The sequence below is a fragment of the Actinoplanes sp. URMC 104 genome (assembly GCF_051386375.1).
Classification (GTDB): Bacteria; Actinomycetota; Actinomycetes; order Mycobacteriales; family Micromonosporaceae; genus Actinoplanes.
In genome coordinates this window covers 1712907-1729736 of record NZ_JBPQTO010000011.1, presented here as the reverse complement: position 1 = coordinate 1729736, position 16830 = coordinate 1712907, and the positions used below count along the sequence as shown (strand labels likewise).

Below are 16830 nucleotides of genomic sequence, written 5' to 3'. Positions count from 1 at the left end.
GTCGTGCGGTGAGCGTGCGCGTGGTGATCGCCGAGGACAGCCTGCTGGTCCGGGCCGGTCTGCAGAGCCTGCTCGAGGCCCACCCCGAGGTGAGCGTCGTGGCGGCCTGCGCCGACCTGCCCGAGGTGCTCGTCGCGGTCGAGCGGCACGAGCCGGACGTGGTGCTCACCGACATCCGGATGCCGCCGTCGATGACCGACGAGGGGGTCCGCCTGGCCACCCGGCTGCGCCGCGAGCGGCCCGGCACCGGCGTGGTGATTCTCAGCCAGTACGACGATCCGGAGTTCGCGCTGGCCGTGCTGGCCGACGGCTCACCCGGGCGGGCGTACCTGCTCAAGGAGCGCATGTCGGACGCGCAGCAGCTCGTCGGCGCGGTGCTCGCGGTGGCCGCCGGTGGCTCGGTGGTCGATCCCAAGGTGGTCGACGCGCTGGTGCGCGGCAGTGCGGGCCGCTCGCCGCTGGCCGCGCTGACCGCTCGCGAGCGTGACGTGCTGGCGTTGATGGCGACCGGGAAGGACAACCGGGCCATCGCGGCGGCGCTGTTCCTGACCGTGCGCGCGGTGGAGAAGCACATCAACGGCATCTTCGCCAAGCTGGGGCTGGCCGAGGAGGCCGAGGTGCACAAGCGGGTGAAGGCGGTGCTGCTGCACCTGGCCGGATAGTGGTGCCTGCACCACCGTCGTTCTCGTGCCGGCACACTGCTGCCGGGGGCGCCGTGGCGGAAGTCTGTGGAGGCAGACAGCAACCTCCACGGAAGGACCACGATGTCCACCCAGCTCGAGACCCCGGCCCGTACGCGATTCCGGTCGATCCCGGCCCGCGTCGGCATCGCCGGCCTCGCCACCTTCTTCGCCGCGTCGGTCGTCGCCGCGGCCCTGACCCCCGGCTACCGCACCACCCGAGACCCGATCAGTGCCCTGGCCGCCCACGACGCCCCGTACGCCGGTTTGATGATCTTCGGGTTTCTCGCCGCGGCGATCGGACTAACCGGCACCGGCCTCGCGCTGGCCCGGCGCTTCGGCGCCACGCTGTCGGGGCGGATCGCGACCGGCCTGGTGCTGCTCGCGGCCGGGTCGATGGCGGTGGCCGGGGTGGCCCGGCAGGACTGCAACGCCGTCCTGCCGACCTGCGTCGACTACGACGAGGCGGCGCTCGCGTCGACCGGCTTCTGGATCCATCAGTACGTCTCGCTGGGGCTGTTCCTGCTGCTGGTGATCGCGATGTTCGTCCTGGTGCGCGCCGTGCGCCGAACCCCTGGCCTCGAGTACCTCAAGGTCCCGGCGCGGGTCGTGGCGTACGGGTCGCTGATCCTGACCGTGGCGACCGTGACGGTCGGCTTCGGCGACTACAACGGGCTCGTGCAGCGTCCCTACCTGGCCCTGCTGTTCGGCTGGCCGCTGCTGCTCGCGACCGTCACCGGCCGCGGGTCCTCGTCGAGCCCCAGCAGGTAGAGGGCCACTCTGCCCTCGTCCACCGTGTCGACCAGGCGGCGTGACGCCTCGTCGCCGGCATCCGTGCCGGCGCGCGGGCGTCGCGCCGCCCGGTCGCGGCGCAGGCGCAACTCGAAGCCCGCCGGCTGTTCCCGGATGATCAGGCCGCTCGCAGGACGACCACGCAACACCGAGCGAGCCGAGCGCTCAGGTCGAGCCGCGCAGGATCAGCGTGGTGGGCAGCGTCGTCGGTTCCGGTGGGGTCGCCGTGCCGGTGAGCATGGCCAAGAGGGACTCCGCGGCCGCTGTGCCGAAGCCGGTCTTGTCCTGCGTGACGGTGGTCAGGCCGGGCGGGATCAGCGCCGCCACCTCGATGTCGTCGAAGCCGATGACGGCGACGTCGTCGGGGACGCGCAGGCCGGCCTCGCGGATCGCCTTGATCGCGCCGACCGCCATCTCGTCGCCGGCGGCGAACACGGCGGTCGGGCGGGGGTCGCGGGCCAGCAGCCGCGTCATGGCGGCGTGCCCGCTGTCCAGATAGAAGTCGCCGGCCACGACGTCGTCCTCGGCCAGGGCAATCCCTGCCTCGGCGAGCGCCTCCCGGAAGCCGGCCAGGCGTTGTGCGGCCGGCCAGTTACCGGCCGGGCCGGTGATGGTGGCGATGTGCCGGTGACCGCGTTCGATCAGGTGTGCCGCGGCCAGCCGGCCGCCCCCAGCGTTGTCGGACGTGATGTAGGTGCAGGTCGGCCCGGTGAAGCGCAGGTCGAGGGCGACACAGGGCACCTCGGCGTCGACCAGGGCCAGCACCGCGGGGTCCCGGCTGCCGTTGTCGATGATGACCACGCCGTCGACGTTGTGGCGCTGGACGGCGCGCAGGAAACGCCGCGGGTCGGCCGGGCCGGCGCCCGGGTCGGGAGCGAGCATGAGCAGGTGCAGGCCGTGCGCGCTGAGCGCGCTCTTCAGCGCGACCAGGATGTCCTGCAGGAACGGATGCCGCCAGCCCGGGCGGCGATGGTCGGTGTCCCAGACGAGGCCCACCATGTTGGACTTCTTGGTCGCGAGGGTGCGGGCCGACTCGTTCGGCAGGTACCCGATCTCGACGGCCATGCCGAGAACGAGCTGGCGCGTCTGCTGGCTGACCACCTCCGGAGAGTTGAAGACGCGCGACACGGTGGCGACGGAGACGCCGCACCGACGCGCCAATTCTCTGATGCTGGACACGGCGAACACCCTAATGTAACCGGTTTCAAAAACGTAACAGCCGGGCGTCGCGCGAGTCAACACAGTGGATCGCGTTACCGTTTCGTGACTTGACGGAAGCGGCACCGATCGATGCAGACTCTTGGCTCAAGGGGCGACACCCACCCCCTCGAAGCGATTCTCCGGCCGCATCCACGCCGGCCTCTCTATCGACTCAGCTCGTTCGAAACTCCAGCTCTGCAGCATGTAACCGGTTTCATGTAACCGATTACATCAGATGAAAAGGGGAGAATTGTCATGCTCTTGTCTCGATCCGTGCGGGCCCTGACCGCGGCGGCGGCCGCCGCGGTGATGCTGACGGCCTGCGGCTCCGGCGGCGATGAAGGCGGCGCCGGTGACGGTGGCAACGTCACGCTCAACGTCAACCTGTTCGGCAACTTCGGCTACGAGGAGCTGTACAAGGAGTACGAGAACGCGAACCCCAACGTCAAGATCAAACAGAGCACGGCCGCCTACAACGATCACCACCGCAACCTCGCCACGCACCTCGCCACCAATTCGGGCGCCGGCGACATCGAGGCTGTCGACACCGGCTTCATCGCGCAGATGCGCGAGGCCGGCAAGCAGTTCACCGACCTCGGCACCGAGCGCCAGTCGGAGTACCTGCCATGGAAGTGGCAGGCGTCGCTGACCAAGGACGGCCAGCAGATCGGGTACGGCACCGACGTCGGCGGCCTGGCCATCTGTTACCGGCGTGACCTGTTCGGAAAGGCCGGCCTGCCCACCGACCGCGATGAGGTCTCCGCGTCGTGGGCGAGCGGCTGGGACAAGTACATCGAGCAGGGGAAGAAGTACACCGAGAAGGCGCCGGCCGGCACCGCGTTCTTCGACGGCGCGGGCGCGCTGTACAACGCCGTCATCGGGCAGGCGCCGGTGGGCTTCTACAGCGAGGACAACACCGTCGTCGTCGGCAGCAACCCCGAGGTGCGCAAGGCCTGGGACCTGGTCGTCCGGGCGGTGCAGAGCGACCTGTCCGCCAAGCTGATCGAGAGCTCCCCGGAGTGGAACAACGGCTTCGCCAAGGGCCAGTTCGCGACCATCGCCTGCCCCGCCTGGATGATGGCCAAGATCAAGGACCAGTCCAAGAACGCGGCCGGCAAGTGGGACGTGGCGGCCGTGCCCGGCGGCGGCGGCAACTGGGGCGGCTCGTACCTGACCGTGCCCAAGCAGGGCAAGCACGTCGAGGAGGCGAAGAAGCTCGCCGCCTGGCTCACCGCGCCCGAGCAGCAGGCCAAGGTGTTCACCTCGAAGGGGCTGCTGCCCTCCATCCCGGCGCTGTACGACAAGCCGGAGATCGCGCAGTACAAGGACCCGTTCTTCAACGACGCGCCGGTCGGCAAGATCTTCACGACGGCCGCGAAGGAGTTGAAGCCGCAGTACCAGGGCCCGCGCACCGGTGACATCCAGACCACCATCCGCGACGGCCTGGTGCGCATCGAGCAGGGCAAGCAGAGCTCCGACGAGTCCTGGCAGCAGACGGTCAGCGACGTCGAGCGCCTCGCCAAGTAGCCCATCCGCACGGCCGGCGGTCCTCGAGGATCGCCGGCCGCCCCGGCGAGAAAAGGATCGACCATGGCCATCCCTGCGCTGACCGCCCGCCGGGCGAGACTGAACCGGCTCGACACCAAGGGCTCGCCCTACCTGTACGTACTGCCGTTCTTCCTGCTCTTCGGCGCGTTCGGGCTCTTCCCGCTGATCTACACCGGATACGTCTCGTTCAACGACTGGAACCTTCTCGACGCCGGCGAGCATGAATGGGTCGGCCTGGCGAACTACCGCGAGCTGCTGCAGGATCCGTACTTCTGGAACGCGCTCGGCAACACGCTGAGCATCTGGGTGCTGTCCACGGTGCCGCAGCTGCTCGCCGCGCTCTGGATCGCGCATCTGCTCAACCACAAGCTGCGGGCCCGCACCAGCCTGCGCATGGGCGTGCTGCTGCCGAACATCACGTCCATCGTCGCGGTGACGATCGTCTTCACCCAGCTGTTCGGCCGCGACTTCGGCATGGTGAACTGGCTGCTCGGCGTCGTCGGCATCGGCCCGGTCGACTGGCAGGCCGACACGTGGAGCTCCCACCTGGCCATCTCGATCATCGTGGCCTGGCGCTGGACCGGCTACAACGCGCTCATCTACCTCGCCTCCATGCAGGCTGTTCCCCATGACCTGTACGAGGCCGCGGAGCTTGACGGCGCGTCGTCGGCGCAGCAGTTCTGGAAGATCACGGTGCCGATGCTGCGTCCGACGATCATCTTCACCGCGGTGATCTCGACGATCGGCGGCCTGCAGATCATCGCCGAGCCGCTGCTGTTCGCCGGCAGCTCGACGCCCACGGGCGGCTCCGACCGGCAGTTCCAGACGGCCGCGCTGTTCATGTACGAGCAGGGCTTCCGTGAGTTCCGGTTCGGCTACGCCTCCGCGATCGCCTGGACGCTCTGCCTCGTCATCGCGGTCTTCGCGATCGCCAACTACCTGATCACCCGGCGCATCGCCAACGACGAGGAGTAGTCGTGACCGTTCTCGCCGACCCACCGTCCACCCGCGCCGAGACACCGGCGCCGCACGGCCGGGCACGCCGCCGCAGTTTCGGCTATCCGCGCCGGGCCTCGGTCTGGACCTACGCCGCCCTGCTCGCCGTCGTGGCCGGATCGGTCTTCCCGCTCTACTGGTCGCTGGTCGTGTCGTCGCAGACCAGCGATGCCGTCGCCAAGGTGCCGCCGGTCCTGATCCCGGGCGGGCACCTGTTCGACAACATCGCGCGGGTCTTCGACTCCACCGACTTCGCCGAGGCGCTGCTCAACTCGTTCATCGTCAGCGGCTCGGTGACGCTCTCCGTGGTCTTCTTCTCGACGCTGGCCGGATTCGCGTTCGCCAAGCTGCGCTTCCGCGGCCGCAAGGTGCTGCTCGTCGTCGCCATCGGCACGTCGGTGGTGCCGCAGCAGCTCGGCATCATCCCGCTCTACCTGCTGATGGCCGAGTTCGGCTGGACCGACCGGCTCGCCGCCGTGATCGTTCCCGGCCTGGTCACCGCGTTCGGCGTCTTCTTCATGACGCAGTACCTGGGGCGGGCGGTGCCCGACGAGCTGCTGGAGGCCGGGCGGATCGACGGCTGCGGCACGTTCGGCCTCTTCTGGCACGTCGTGCTGCCGGCCGCGCGCCCCGCGGCGGCGGTGCTCGGCCTGTTCACCTTCATGCAGGCGTGGAACGACTTCTTCTGGCCGCTGGTCGTGCTGCAGGACAACGCCACGGTCCAGGTCGCGCTCTCCTCGCTGGCCAGCGGCTACACCACCGACTACACCCTCACCCTGACCGGCACGCTGCTGGCCACCCTGCCGATCCTGGTGATCTTCATGGTGCTCGGCCGGCAGATCGTCGGCGGCATCATGCAAGGAGCGATCAAAGGATGACGGACTCGGAACTGCCGCGGATGCCGGCCGGGTTTCTCTGGGGCGCCGCCACGGCGGCGTACCAGATCGAGGGGGCGGTGGCCGAGGACGGCCGAGCCGACTCCATCTGGGACACGTTCAGCCGGCGCCCGGGCGCCGTCGCCGACGGGAGCTCCGGGGCTCATGCCTGCGACAGCTACCACCGCTGGCGCGACGACGTGGACCTGCTCGACGGCCTCGGCGCGGACGCCTACCGGTTCTCGGTCGCCTGGCCGCGGATCGTGCCGTCCGGCGACGCCGAGGTGAACAAGCCGGGCCTGGACTACTACGACCGCCTCGTCGACGCCCTGTGCGAACGCGGCATCCGGCCGTTCGTCACGCTCTACCACTGGGATCTGCCGCAAGCGCTCGAGGACCGGGGCGGCTGGCGTGTGCGGGACACGGCGGAGCGCTTCGCCGAGTACGCCTCCGTGGTCGCCGGGCGGCTCGGCGACCGGGTGGGCGACTGGATCACGCTGAACGAGCCGTACTGCTCGTCGATCGTCGGCTATGCCGAGGGCCGGCACGCGCCGGGCGCCACCGAGGGCCACGGCGCGCTCGCGGCCGCCCACCACCTGCTGGTCGGGCACGGCCTGGCGGTCGCGGCGGTCCGGGCCGCCTGCCCGGGCGCCCGGGTGGGCATCACGCTCAACCTGTCCCCGGCCGTGCCGGCGAGGGACACCGAGGCGGATCGGGAAGCCGCGCGGCGGATGGACCTGATGGTCAACCGGCAGTTCACCGATCCGGTGCTGGGTGGCGCCTACCCGGACGGGTTCGACCGGCTGTACGCCGGGGTGAGCGACCTGTCGTTCCGCCGTGCCGGCGATCTCGAGCTCATCGGCGCCCCGCTGGACTTCCTCGGCGTGAACTACTACTACCGGATCCATGCCGCCGCCGCGCCGTACGAGCAGGCTGATCCGGCGCTGCGCACGGCCTGCGACATCGGCGTACGGTCCGTGCCGCGCGAGGGGGTGCCGGTCACCGACCTGGGCTGGCCGATCGAGCCGCGGGGCCTGACCGACACGCTGACCGATCTCGCCGGCCGCTTCCCGGGCCTGCCCCCGATCTACGTCACCGAGAACGGTGTCGCCGAGGTACGCGAGGATCCCGGCGCGGATCCGGACCGCATCCGATTCATCGCCACGCACGTGGCTGCCGCTGCCGAGGCTGGCGTGGACCTGCGCGGCTACTTCTACTGGTCGCTCATCGACAACTTCGAGTGGGCCCGGGGGTACGGTCCACGCTTCGGCCTGGCCCATGTGGACTATCGGACCGGGAACCGCACACCGCGGGCCAGCTACCACTGGCTGCGGGACCAGCTGGCCCGGCAGCAGGCCACCACCGTGTGACGACGCGGCCGGCGGGCGCCGAGCACCCGGTCGCCCGCCGGCCCGCGCTCAGCGCCGTTCCAGGACGGTGGCGAGCCAGATCTGGGTCTCCGCGCCCTCCACGATCTGTTCGGCGAGGTCGGTGGCTTCGGTGCCCGCTGCACTCGGCAGCAGAACAGCGAACTCGTCACCGCCCAGCCGCGCGACCGTGCCGGCTTCGCCGACCGCGCGCTCGAGGCGGCGGCCCACTTCGATGAGCAGCGCGTCACCCGCTGCGTGTCCCAGCCGGTCGTTGACGCCCTTGAACCCGTCAAGGTCGATCAACAGGACCGACGGGGGCCGCTCGGCGGACACGGTGGCGCACGCGGCGGACACACGCTCGTAGTAGAGGGATCGGTTCGCCAGGCCGGTGAGCGGGTCGTGGGTCGCCTGATGTTGCAGCAGGCTGCGGTGCTCGTGCAGCGTGGCGATCAGCCGCGGCTTGTCCCGGAACGCCAGCACTTGGCGCCCCACCACCAGCGTGGTCACCACGACCGAGGCGACCACCACCGGGATGCTGTACCGCCCGGTCGTCGCGGTGGTCAGCAGCAGCGCGTCGATGGCCGCCACCGCGGCGTACGGCAGCAGGTTGAACCGCCGGCCGGAAGTCTCTCGCAACGCGCCGGTGGCAGCCTGCGGTTGCAGGGCCGCCCATCCCACCAGGACGCCCTCGACCGTGCTGATCAGGGGACCGACGCCGAGCCATCGGGCGTCGCCCTCCAGCAGACGCGTGACCGCCGAGCTCAACGCGCCGACCAGCACGAGCAACCCCAACGCCTGCAAGGACGGGCGGGCGACGGCGTCCGTGCCGGCGATCACCAGCTTGACCACGGCCAGCACGGCGACGAGGCAGATCACACAGAGCACCAGGGGGACGAGGATGGTACGCAGCTGGGGGTCCGAGCCGATCATCGGTCGGATCTGGAACTCCCACAACACGGTGGCCGCCACGGCCATGACAGTCGCCGCGTCGAGACCGAGCCGCAGGGTCTCGCTCTGGCCGCGGCGTGCGGCCGGCAGCCGCAGGGCCGCCCAGATCATCACCAGCAGGCCGATCCCGATCGGGACGACGGCCGCGACGATCAGCGGGACGGCCGCCCGTACGAGATGGGTGTTGATGCCGTTGAGCAGGCAGGCGCCGGGGGTCACCAGGGCCGTGGCCACCGCGATGTGCCGCCAGAACCGCGCGCCCGCCGGGGCCAGGCCCGCGGACTTCGCGGTGCGCCAGGCCGCCCCGGCCCCGACCGCCAGCGCGACACCGCCGGGGAGCCAGCCGAACCACGTGAGGGTGCCGGGAACGAGCGCCTGCACCACCAGCCACAGCAGAGCGGCCGCGGTCGCCGACCACAGCCATGCCTCGGTGACGCGGAACTGCATTCTCTGGCCTCCTGATTCGCAAGCGCCTATCGGCATCCCGCGACCGCGGATGAGAAGCCGGGACAAACGTGGCCCGTAACGCGGAAGCGTTCGGACCGGCGAGTGAGCGGGCGCGTATCGCCGCGCCCGCCGGTAGGACCGATGATCAGTACGCTTGGGCCATGTCGGTGACCCTCGACGAGCTGTTGCGTGCGCTCGCCGCGGCGGGTCCGGGTGAAGATGTGTCGCCGCTCATGGATGACATCGAAGCGCTCGTAGCAGAAGACCCGGACGGTAGCCGCTCCGCGGTCTTGTCCTTTGCCGATGACGGGGGAGTGCGGCTGTGGTTGGTCGGCTTGCTCGCAGATCCGCGTGATTTCGATGTTCTCGCGGCGGCCCTGGCCGATCCCCGGCTGCGGGCTACGGCGTTGGAAGGCCTCATGAACCAACCCGACGTCGACCGGGTCGACGCTGTGGCTCGGAGGTTGCTCGACGACGCCGACCCGTTGATCCGCTCCCGGGCTGCGGGCATGGTGGCTTTCCGGGCGGGACCCGGGGCGCTCGACGTGTTGCTGCCGCGGGCTGACGATCCGGTTGCGCATGTTCGGATGGTTCTCGGCTGGTACCTGGGCGGGCTGGGTGACCCGGTGGCCGAACCCACCCTTCGTGGGTTGCTCGCCGACCCGGACGACCAGGTGCGAGCGTTCGCCGCTCGCGGCCTCGCGAGGCTGAACAGGCAGGGGTCTCTCCCATGACTCGGCTGGTTCAGCATCCCGCTGCTCATCGGCGCCGAGAACGCGCTCGACGCCGGCCAGATGTCGGTGTTCTTCTGCGATGCCCGCGACGACCTGATCCGCGAGCAGAATTACCTGCGCACGCTGCTCAGCCGCGTGTACGCGTTCATCAGCTCGGCCGCTCCGGACGACTGCTCGTCGTGCGCCATAGTGCTCCTTGAGAGAAACGGGAACGGCCCCACACTGAGTCACCGCACGTAGTCGGTGCCGGCGATGTCCACGGTCGCGCCCCGTGCTGCGCCGGGAACGACCCGACGCCAGAAAGGCGATCACCTCCGCGACGTCCTCCGGCAGTGTGGGCTCGTCCAGCGGAGGGCATTGCGCAACTCGTCGTCGAGCTCGCCAGCGGAAAGGCCGATCGCCACCCACCGTGGCGCAACGACTACGCGAGGATGGGACGCTGTGCAGGCTTCACCGTGTCGATCCGGTAGTCGATGCTGCGTCTGCGTCTACTCGCGTTCCGGTGCTGAGCGTCCAGGACACCGGCGGCCGCTCGCCGGGTGAGCGCATTGACCTGGACGCGGCGCCCGTCGTGGCGGCCGCCGAACTGCCACTGCCACGGCTTGGTCGCCAACGGCTACAACGCCAAGCAGATCGGCCTCTACGGACTGTTCGGCTCGGCGGCCGCCGGTTTCTCGCCGACCAGTTCGGCTCGGATCTCCCATGGTGGCTGATCACCTTCATCGCCATGGCCATCATCGCGGTGCTCGGCTACCGGCAGGTCGACCTGTCGGTCAAGGTGCTATCCGTGCTGGTGGCGGCAGAGTTCGTCATCCCGCCGATCCTGCCGGCTCCAGTGCCAGAAACCGTGTTGAGATTGCCCACACATGCGGATTCTTCAACCAGTCTGCGCCGCGTAACTGCGGTGATGTACCCGGCGATCGCCATATCATACGGCGTACCCGTCCACACTCCCTGCCCCGCCCGGCAACAGCTGCGCGATGAACGGCGTACCGCGCCGGCGCCTCCGCTGAGGAGGCTGATGGCATCACTTGAGTCAGCAGGCGCAGCCGACCGACTCATCCATGCAGCCGTAGCAGGAGCCGTTCGATCGGACCGCAAGCGGTGTTATCGAACGGCACCTGACCGTGGCCCCACGGCTCGGTGCCGTAGCTCAACGATTACAGCGACGGGCGTAATGCGCGAAGGTGGCTCAGGACTGCTCACTTACGTACCGCTTGGTTCGAGCCGGAGGATTCTAGCGGCGGTCACCCCATGACCTATTTCACCAAGTATTTTACCGAGGTGGTGGGAGAAGGTATTGCCAGTGAGCCTTCTACGCTGCGTCTCAACCCGATCTACCTGGAAGTGCATGCACGTCTGGTATCTGACGGCAAGCCCGCCCCCACTCGCCGAGCCTCTGATACCGCGGACGAGTTTCCCTTCGCTCGGAACGTATCGACGGTGGCGCGGGTGACTGGTCCCGACCGTATCAACCTCGAGTCGAGTCTCGCCGCTAAAGAGAAGGAATTGGAAGACGCTCGATTGGAGCGGCGGCAACTCGCCGAGCAACTCGCTGAGCTGCGCATGCTCCTAGACGCGACGAGGCAGCGACGTACAGTATCTTCAGATAACGCTTTGGCCGACGTCGAGCAGCAGGCTGGCACTCTCGCCGAGGAACTCCACCAGGCCGAGCGCCGAGTCCATCAAGATGAGCTGCTGGTTGAGGAGATGAGCCGTGCTGTTGCTGGCGAGACGTCTGCCATGCCACACCAAGAACCAAGGCCGACTCGCGAATGGATCCGGCGCAACGCTGCCCGTTTTGCGGTTGCTGCCCTGGGCGTCGCTGTGCTCATCGTCACCGTGATTCTCATCGCGAATAAACAGTTCGATCGCGGCAATGCCACTAAGTCAGGCGACGTTCCCGTCAACTTGCCGTCCCGTGATCAATCCGGCAGAGCCGCGCCTTCGTCAGCCAATGACGGCATTTCAGCCACAGGGGTATCGAGCGGTGAAACCGCTTACTTGCATGAACCATCGGTGCTTTACATGGCCTCGGCCCCGTGGCGCCTACAAGTTACGGGATCGTCTTGTTCGGTATATCTGCTGAATGACAACAACGAAGAAGTGGGCAGCGTTTACAGCCGGAGCGAAAAGTCAACAACGCACTGGTTGCAAGTTCGCCAGACGGGCCTCTTCCGATACCAGGTCTCCAAGCAGTTTGACTGCAAGGCGCGCGTCGTTCCAGGCGCAAGTGTGGCCTCGTTGCCGGCTCGCATCATCAGATCCGCATCCGACTCACTAGAAATCAAGGTCGTCGGCAAGATCCACGTCGTCGCGACGCCGGTTGAAGACCAATGCGATGTCACTGTCCGTGACAGTAGCACGGGCAATCCGTTGAAATTTAAAATCGGTCTTCCTGGTGAAGTGCTTAAGTTCGACGCTGACACGGGCGGGAAGAAATTGTACGTCAGTGCGGGTGTAAGTAATTGCACGGTTTCCGTCAGTGGGATCGCCACCTGACGGCGCAGATTGCGTTCCTTCATCTCTGCTTTCGGAATTGCTTCCAGTAGTAGGTGATCGAGCGAGCGAAATGGTCACCGCTCTGGACCACTTGCATCAGGTGGCACCTACTGTGCGCTCCTCTTGGAGTGACCGCATGAACACTCGGGAAAACTGCGAGCGTCAGAACTAAGGGTCAATTCGCCTCCGTATACAGACTGAGCCATGACGGTGCGCGCGTTCATTGCTTGAGCATGCATCGGTGCTGTTGGTAGGTGTTGGACATCATCAGTGCGAGTCCCGGTGGATTCGGCTCGGCGCGGGAGCCGGTCCGAGTCGCCGGCTGGGCAGCTACTCGACCGGCTCGTCGTACCGGTCCCCGCCCTGGGCATCGACCGTCGCGATGCGCACGAGCGGTTATGATCCCTGCTCCGAGCGACCACGGGGAGATCAGATGCGGCACATCGGCAAGATTGTCACGGCACTGCTGGGGGCCGGTGGGCTCGTCGCCCTCGTGGCGGTGGCGACACCGGCGCAGGCCGCCACCAACGGGCTTGCCACCGTGGTCGACGGAAAGATCGTGCAGTACCAGGCCGGCAAGGGCCGCGTGAACGGCGTGGTGTTCAGCCGCTCCGGCAACACGGTGACGATCGACGACCGTACGACGATCACGCCCGGCAAGGGGTGCAAGGCCGTGGACGCGACGACCGTCCGATGCTCGGCTGCGAGAGTGTGGTGGGTGCGGGCCTATCTGTACGACGGCAACGACACCGTGGTCAACAAGGCCGACGTGCCCATCTCGGCCGACGGCGGCACGGGCAACGACAAGATCGTCGGCGGGCCGTGGACGGACATCCTCAAGGGCGGCGCCGGCGCCGACGCCATCTGGGGCATGGACAACCACGACGAGATCGACGCGGGCGACGGCAACGACCGGGTGTCCGGCGGGAACGGCAACGACACGATCAAGGACGGTCCGGGTACGGACATCGTGCTCGGCGGCAACGGCAAGGACGAGTTCCTCGCCGGCCCGGGCAACGACACGTACAACGGTGGCCCGGACGGCGACGGGTTCGTCCCCTCCCAGCCCTCCAGTGACCAGGTCAAGGCGGATGCGGACCGGTTCATCGGCGGCCCCGGCCCGGACGGGATCAACTATTACAATTACCGCACCGGGGTGCGCATCGACGCGGACGGCGTGACCGGCGACGACGGCATGCCCGGCGAGCGCGACACGATCGGCGCCGACATCGAATCCCTGGTCGGCTCGAAGGGGGCCGACTGGATCGGCGGCACCGCCCGCAACGACGACCTCACCGGCGCGCTCGGCAACGACACCATCTACGGCTACGGCGGCAACGACTCCGTCGACGGCAATCAGGGCGCCGACAAGCTGTATGGCGGCGACGGCGACGACGTCCTCAACGGCACGGACGACGACGACCCCGACACCGCCGACCGTCTCGAGGCCGGCGCCGGCGTCGACACCTGCTACCTGACCGCCGGCGACGTCCCCGTCGACTGCGAGCGCACCGTCGGCCCACAGCTTCCGTAGGTCAGCGGAAGGTGGTGGCTGGCACGAGCATCCCGGGCGCCGGCACCGGGGAGTAGGGGGTGAAGTCATGGACCGGCTACAGATGTCCAGCTTCCTGCGGGTGCGCCGCGAGGCGCTGCAGCCGGAGGAGGTGGGGCTGCAGCGGGGGCCACGGCGCCGCACCGGTGGGCTGCGGCGCGAGGAGGTGGCCGCGCTGGCCGGCATCTCGGCCGACTACTACAGCCGGATCGAGCAGCAGCGCGGGCCGATGCCGTCCGAGCAGTTCCTCGCCTCGCTCGCCGGGGCACTGCACCTGAGCCCGTTCGAGCGCGACTACCTCTTCCAGCTCGGCGGTTTCGCGACGCGACCGCGTGACCACCACGACGGCGTCAGCTCCACCCTGCGGCGCGTCCTCGACGGCCTCACCGATGCGCCCGCGCTCGTGATGACCAATCTCGGCGAGGTGCTGATGCAGAACGACCTGGCCAAGGCCCTGATCGGTGACTACACCCGATTCACCGGCCTGTCCCGCTACCTGGTCTACCGCTGGTTCACCGACCCGGCGGCCCGCGACCTGTTCCCGGTCGAGGACCACCGCAAGCGGGCCGGGTCTTCACCGCGGACCTGCGGATCGAATATGCGGCCGACCCACCGGCCGGCCCGGCGAGATCGTCGCGGCGCTGCTCGAGGCGAGCCCCGAGTTCGCCGAGATCTGGCAGCTGCACGAGGTGGACGTCACCCACTACCTCGACCTCAGGCGCTACCGGCACGCCACGCTGGGCGAGCTGGAGCTGTACGCCCCCGCTGCTGGACGTCGACCACGCCCAGTACATGCTGGTCTACGCCGCCATTCCGGGTTCCCCGAGCGACGACAAGCTCAAGCTCCTGCCCGGCCTGGTCAGCGATGTATGCCCTCGTCATGGCCGGGTACATCCCCAGTGTCGAATCCTGGAGACGCCATGACCAGTGAACCGGTGGACCACCAGCACACTGCCGCTCGTGTCGACGAGCTGCTCAGCCGCATGACGCCGGCCGAGAAGGCCGGTCAGCTGACCCAGTACTTCTACTTCAAGCTGCCGGCCGGCGCGCAACCCGACGCCGCGCTCGGCATCGATCCCGACGCTCAGCCGCGTGCGGTCGAGGAGGCGCTGGCCCGCGGGGAGGCCGGGTCGCTGTTGTTCGTCACCGACCCGGCCGAGATCAACCGGCTCCAGCGGCTCGCCGTCGAGGGCAACCGGCTCGGCATCCCGGCGCTGTTCGGCTTCGACGTCATCCACGGTCTGCGCACCATCTTCCCGGTGCCGATCGCGATGGCCGCGTCCTGGGACCCGGAGATCATCGAGCGTGGGCAGGCGGTCGCGGCCCGTGAGGCCCGCGCGGTCGGCATCCACTGGGCGTTCGCCCCCATGGTCGACGTCGCCCGTGACCCGCGCTGGGGCCGCATCGTGGAGGGCGCGGGCGAGGACCCGGTGCTGGGCGCCGCGGTCGCCGCCGCCCAGGTGCGCGGCTTCCAGAGCCCGGGCGGCATCATCGCCGGGCCGAAGCACTTCGGCGGCTACGGCGCCGCGCTCGGCGGGCGGGACTACGACGAGGTCCACCTGTCGGACGAGGAGCTGTGGAACGTCTACTTCCCGCCGTTCCAGGCCGCCGTCGAGGCCGGCGCCGGCAACGTGATGACCGCGTACATGGACCTCAACGGCGTACCGGCGTCGGCCAGCCACTGGCTGTTCACGCAGGTGCTGCGCGACACGTGGGGCTTCGACGGGTTCGTCGTCAGCGACGCCAACGCCGTACGCAATCTGGTCACTCACGGCTTCGCCCCCGATCTGACCGAGGCCGGTGCGCGGGCGGTGACCGCCGGCGTCGACATGGAGATGGCCATGACCGACCCGGCCTACGCCCACCTGCCCGACGCGGTGCGGGACGGCACGGTCCCGGAAGAAGTGCTGGACCAGCGGGTACGGCGGGTGCTCGAGGCGAAGGCCCGGCAGGGGCTGCTCGACGATCCGTACGTCGACGAGGAGCGCGCCCGCGAGGTGCTGGCCGATCCGGCCCACCGGGAGGCGGCCCGCGAAGCCGCCCGGCGTTCGGCCGTGCTGCTGCGCAACGAGGGCGACCTGCTCCCGCTGGATGCCGGGACGCTGACCTCGATCGCCGTGCTGGGCCCGCTCGCCGACTCGCGCCGCGACACGATCGGGCCCTGGGTGTTCGACTACGACCTGGACGAGACCGTCACGGTCCTCGACGGCATCCGCGCCGCCGCCGGTGACCGGGTGCGCGTCGACTACGCGCAGGGCGTCCCGGTCGTGTCCCGTACGTTCCCGTCGCTGTTCGACATGTTCGGCGGCAACACGCCCAGCGACCCGGAGGGTTTCGACCCCGAAGCCGAGCTCGCGCGGGCCGTCGAGGTCGCCGCCGCGGCCGACGTGGCCGTGGTGGTCGCCGGCGAGTGGCAGAACATGATCGGGGAGGCCGCGTCCCGATCGTCGATCGAGCTGCCCGGCCGCCAGCTCGAGCTGATCCGGGCCGTCGTGGCCACCGGCACCCCCACCGTGCTGCTGGTCATGAACGGCCGCCCGCTCGACCTGCGCTGGCCGGCCGAGCACGTGCCGGCCATCCTCGACATCTGGTACCCCGGCAGCCAGGGTGGCGCCGCCGTCGCCGACCTGCTCTTCGGTACGGTCTCGCCCGCCGGCAAGCTGCCCTTCACCTGGCCCCGCACCGTCGGGCAGATCCCGATGATCTACTCGCACACCCGGTCCCACGAGCCGGAGAACCAGGCCCGCCGCTACTGGGACGAGGCGAGCACCCCGCTGTTCCCGTTCGGGCACGGGCTCAGCTACGGCCGCTTCACCTACACCGACCTCACCGTCGACCAGCCCGGCGTCGACCTCGACGGCACCGTCACCGTGACCGCCGAGGTCACCAACACCGGCGACCGCGAAGCCGCCGACGTCGTGCAGCTGTACCTGCACCAGCGCCACGGCACGGCGTCGCGGCCGGTGCGTGAGCTCAAGGGCTTCCAGCGCGTCGTCGTAGCGCCCGGCGAATCCCGGCGTGTCACCTTCACCGTCGGCCCCCAGCAGCGGCGCTACTGGCACACGTACGCCCGTGACTGGGCCCTCGACCCCTCGACCTTCGACGTCTGGGTCGGCGGCGACTGCACCGCCGACCTGCACGGCAGCTTCGAGGTGGTCGCCAAGTCCTGACGCCCACGACACAACG

The 16830-nt window shown here is 69.1% G+C and carries 15 protein-coding genes; 13 read left to right on the top strand and 2 right to left on the bottom strand.

The window, feature by feature from the left end:
- The first annotated feature begins 8 nt into the window (after nt 1–8).
- A complete protein-coding gene (locus ACSNN8_RS33725) occupies nt 9–662 on the top strand; it encodes a response regulator transcription factor (RefSeq protein ID WP_436654133.1) in 654 nt (217 codons plus the stop codon).
- Between the two features lie 102 nt (nt 663–764).
- A complete protein-coding gene (locus ACSNN8_RS33720; protein ID WP_436654132.1) occupies nt 765–1451 on the top strand; it encodes a DUF998 domain-containing protein in 687 nt (228 codons plus the stop codon).
- A gap of 186 nt (nt 1452–1637) precedes the next feature.
- Here ACSNN8_RS33720 and ACSNN8_RS33715 read toward each other — a convergent pair whose 3' ends face one another.
- Nucleotides 1638–2651, bottom strand: coding sequence for a LacI family DNA-binding transcriptional regulator (locus tag ACSNN8_RS33715; RefSeq protein WP_436654130.1), 1014 nt, complete (start codon nt 2649–2651; stop codon nt 1638–1640).
- A gap of 276 nt (nt 2652–2927) precedes the next feature.
- On the opposite strand from ACSNN8_RS33715, the gene ACSNN8_RS33710 reads away from it, so the two are divergent.
- The 4 genes from ACSNN8_RS33710 to ACSNN8_RS33695 all read left to right on the top strand — a co-directional run bounded on the left by ACSNN8_RS33710 (nt 2928) and on the right by ACSNN8_RS33695 (nt 7461).
- Complete coding sequence (locus ACSNN8_RS33710; RefSeq protein ID WP_436654129.1) at nt 2928–4199, top strand: ABC transporter substrate-binding protein; 1272 nt, start codon at nt 2928–2930, stop codon at nt 4197–4199.
- 63 nt (nt 4200–4262) lie between these two features.
- Nucleotides 4263–5195 (top strand): carbohydrate ABC transporter permease, encoded by a 933-nt coding sequence (locus ACSNN8_RS33705; RefSeq protein WP_436654127.1) that lies wholly within the window; start codon nt 4263–4265, stop codon nt 5193–5195.
- Between the two features lie 2 nt (nt 5196–5197).
- Nucleotides 5198–6094 (top strand): carbohydrate ABC transporter permease, encoded by an 897-nt coding sequence (locus ACSNN8_RS33700; RefSeq protein ID WP_436654125.1) that lies wholly within the window; start codon nt 5198–5200, stop codon nt 6092–6094.
- Complete coding sequence (locus ACSNN8_RS33695) at nt 6091–7461, top strand: GH1 family beta-glucosidase (protein ID WP_436654124.1); 1371 nt, start codon at nt 6091–6093, stop codon at nt 7459–7461. Before ACSNN8_RS33700 ends, ACSNN8_RS33695 begins: the two co-directional genes overlap by 4 nt.
- A 48-nt stretch (nt 7462–7509) precedes the next feature.
- On the opposite strand, the gene ACSNN8_RS33690 is transcribed toward ACSNN8_RS33695, so the two are convergent.
- The gene (locus tag ACSNN8_RS33690; RefSeq protein ID WP_436654123.1) at nt 7510–8856 is read right to left on the bottom strand and encodes a diguanylate cyclase domain-containing protein; all 1347 of its coding nucleotides are present in this window, start codon (nt 8854–8856) and stop codon (nt 7510–7512) included.
- Nucleotides 8857–9017: 161 nt separating this feature from the next.
- On the opposite strand from ACSNN8_RS33690, the gene ACSNN8_RS33685 reads away from it, so the two are divergent.
- From ACSNN8_RS33685 to bglX, 7 genes are all read left to right on the top strand, one after another.
- Entirely contained in the window at nt 9018–9590 is a 573-nt protein-coding gene (locus ACSNN8_RS33685; RefSeq protein WP_436654121.1) for a HEAT repeat domain-containing protein, read from the top strand.
- Between the two features lie 60 nt (nt 9591–9650).
- A complete protein-coding gene (locus tag ACSNN8_RS33680; protein WP_436654119.1) occupies nt 9651–9830 on the top strand; it encodes a hypothetical protein in 180 nt (59 codons plus the stop codon).
- A gap of 299 nt (nt 9831–10129) precedes the next feature.
- Nucleotides 10130–10303 carry a hypothetical protein gene (locus ACSNN8_RS33675; protein WP_436654117.1) on the top strand — a complete coding sequence of 58 codons (174 nt, stop codon included), beginning with the start codon at nt 10130–10132 and terminating at the stop codon, nt 10301–10303.
- A gap of 541 nt (nt 10304–10844) precedes the next feature.
- Nucleotides 10845–12092, top strand: a complete 1248-nt coding sequence (locus ACSNN8_RS33670) for a hypothetical protein (RefSeq protein WP_436654115.1) — start codon at nt 10845–10847, stop codon at nt 12090–12092.
- Between the two features lie 433 nt (nt 12093–12525).
- Entirely contained in the window at nt 12526–13626 is a 1101-nt protein-coding gene (locus ACSNN8_RS33665; protein ID WP_436654113.1) for a calcium-binding protein, read from the top strand.
- Between the two features lie 67 nt (nt 13627–13693).
- Nucleotides 13694–14575, top strand: coding sequence for a helix-turn-helix transcriptional regulator (locus ACSNN8_RS33660; RefSeq protein WP_436654112.1), 882 nt, complete (start codon nt 13694–13696; stop codon nt 14573–14575).
- Complete coding sequence (gene bglX, locus ACSNN8_RS33655; RefSeq protein ID WP_436654111.1) at nt 14565–16814, top strand: beta-glucosidase BglX; 2250 nt, start codon at nt 14565–14567, stop codon at nt 16812–16814. Before ACSNN8_RS33660 ends, bglX begins: the two co-directional genes overlap by 11 nt.
- Nucleotides 16815–16830 lie beyond the last annotated feature (16 nt).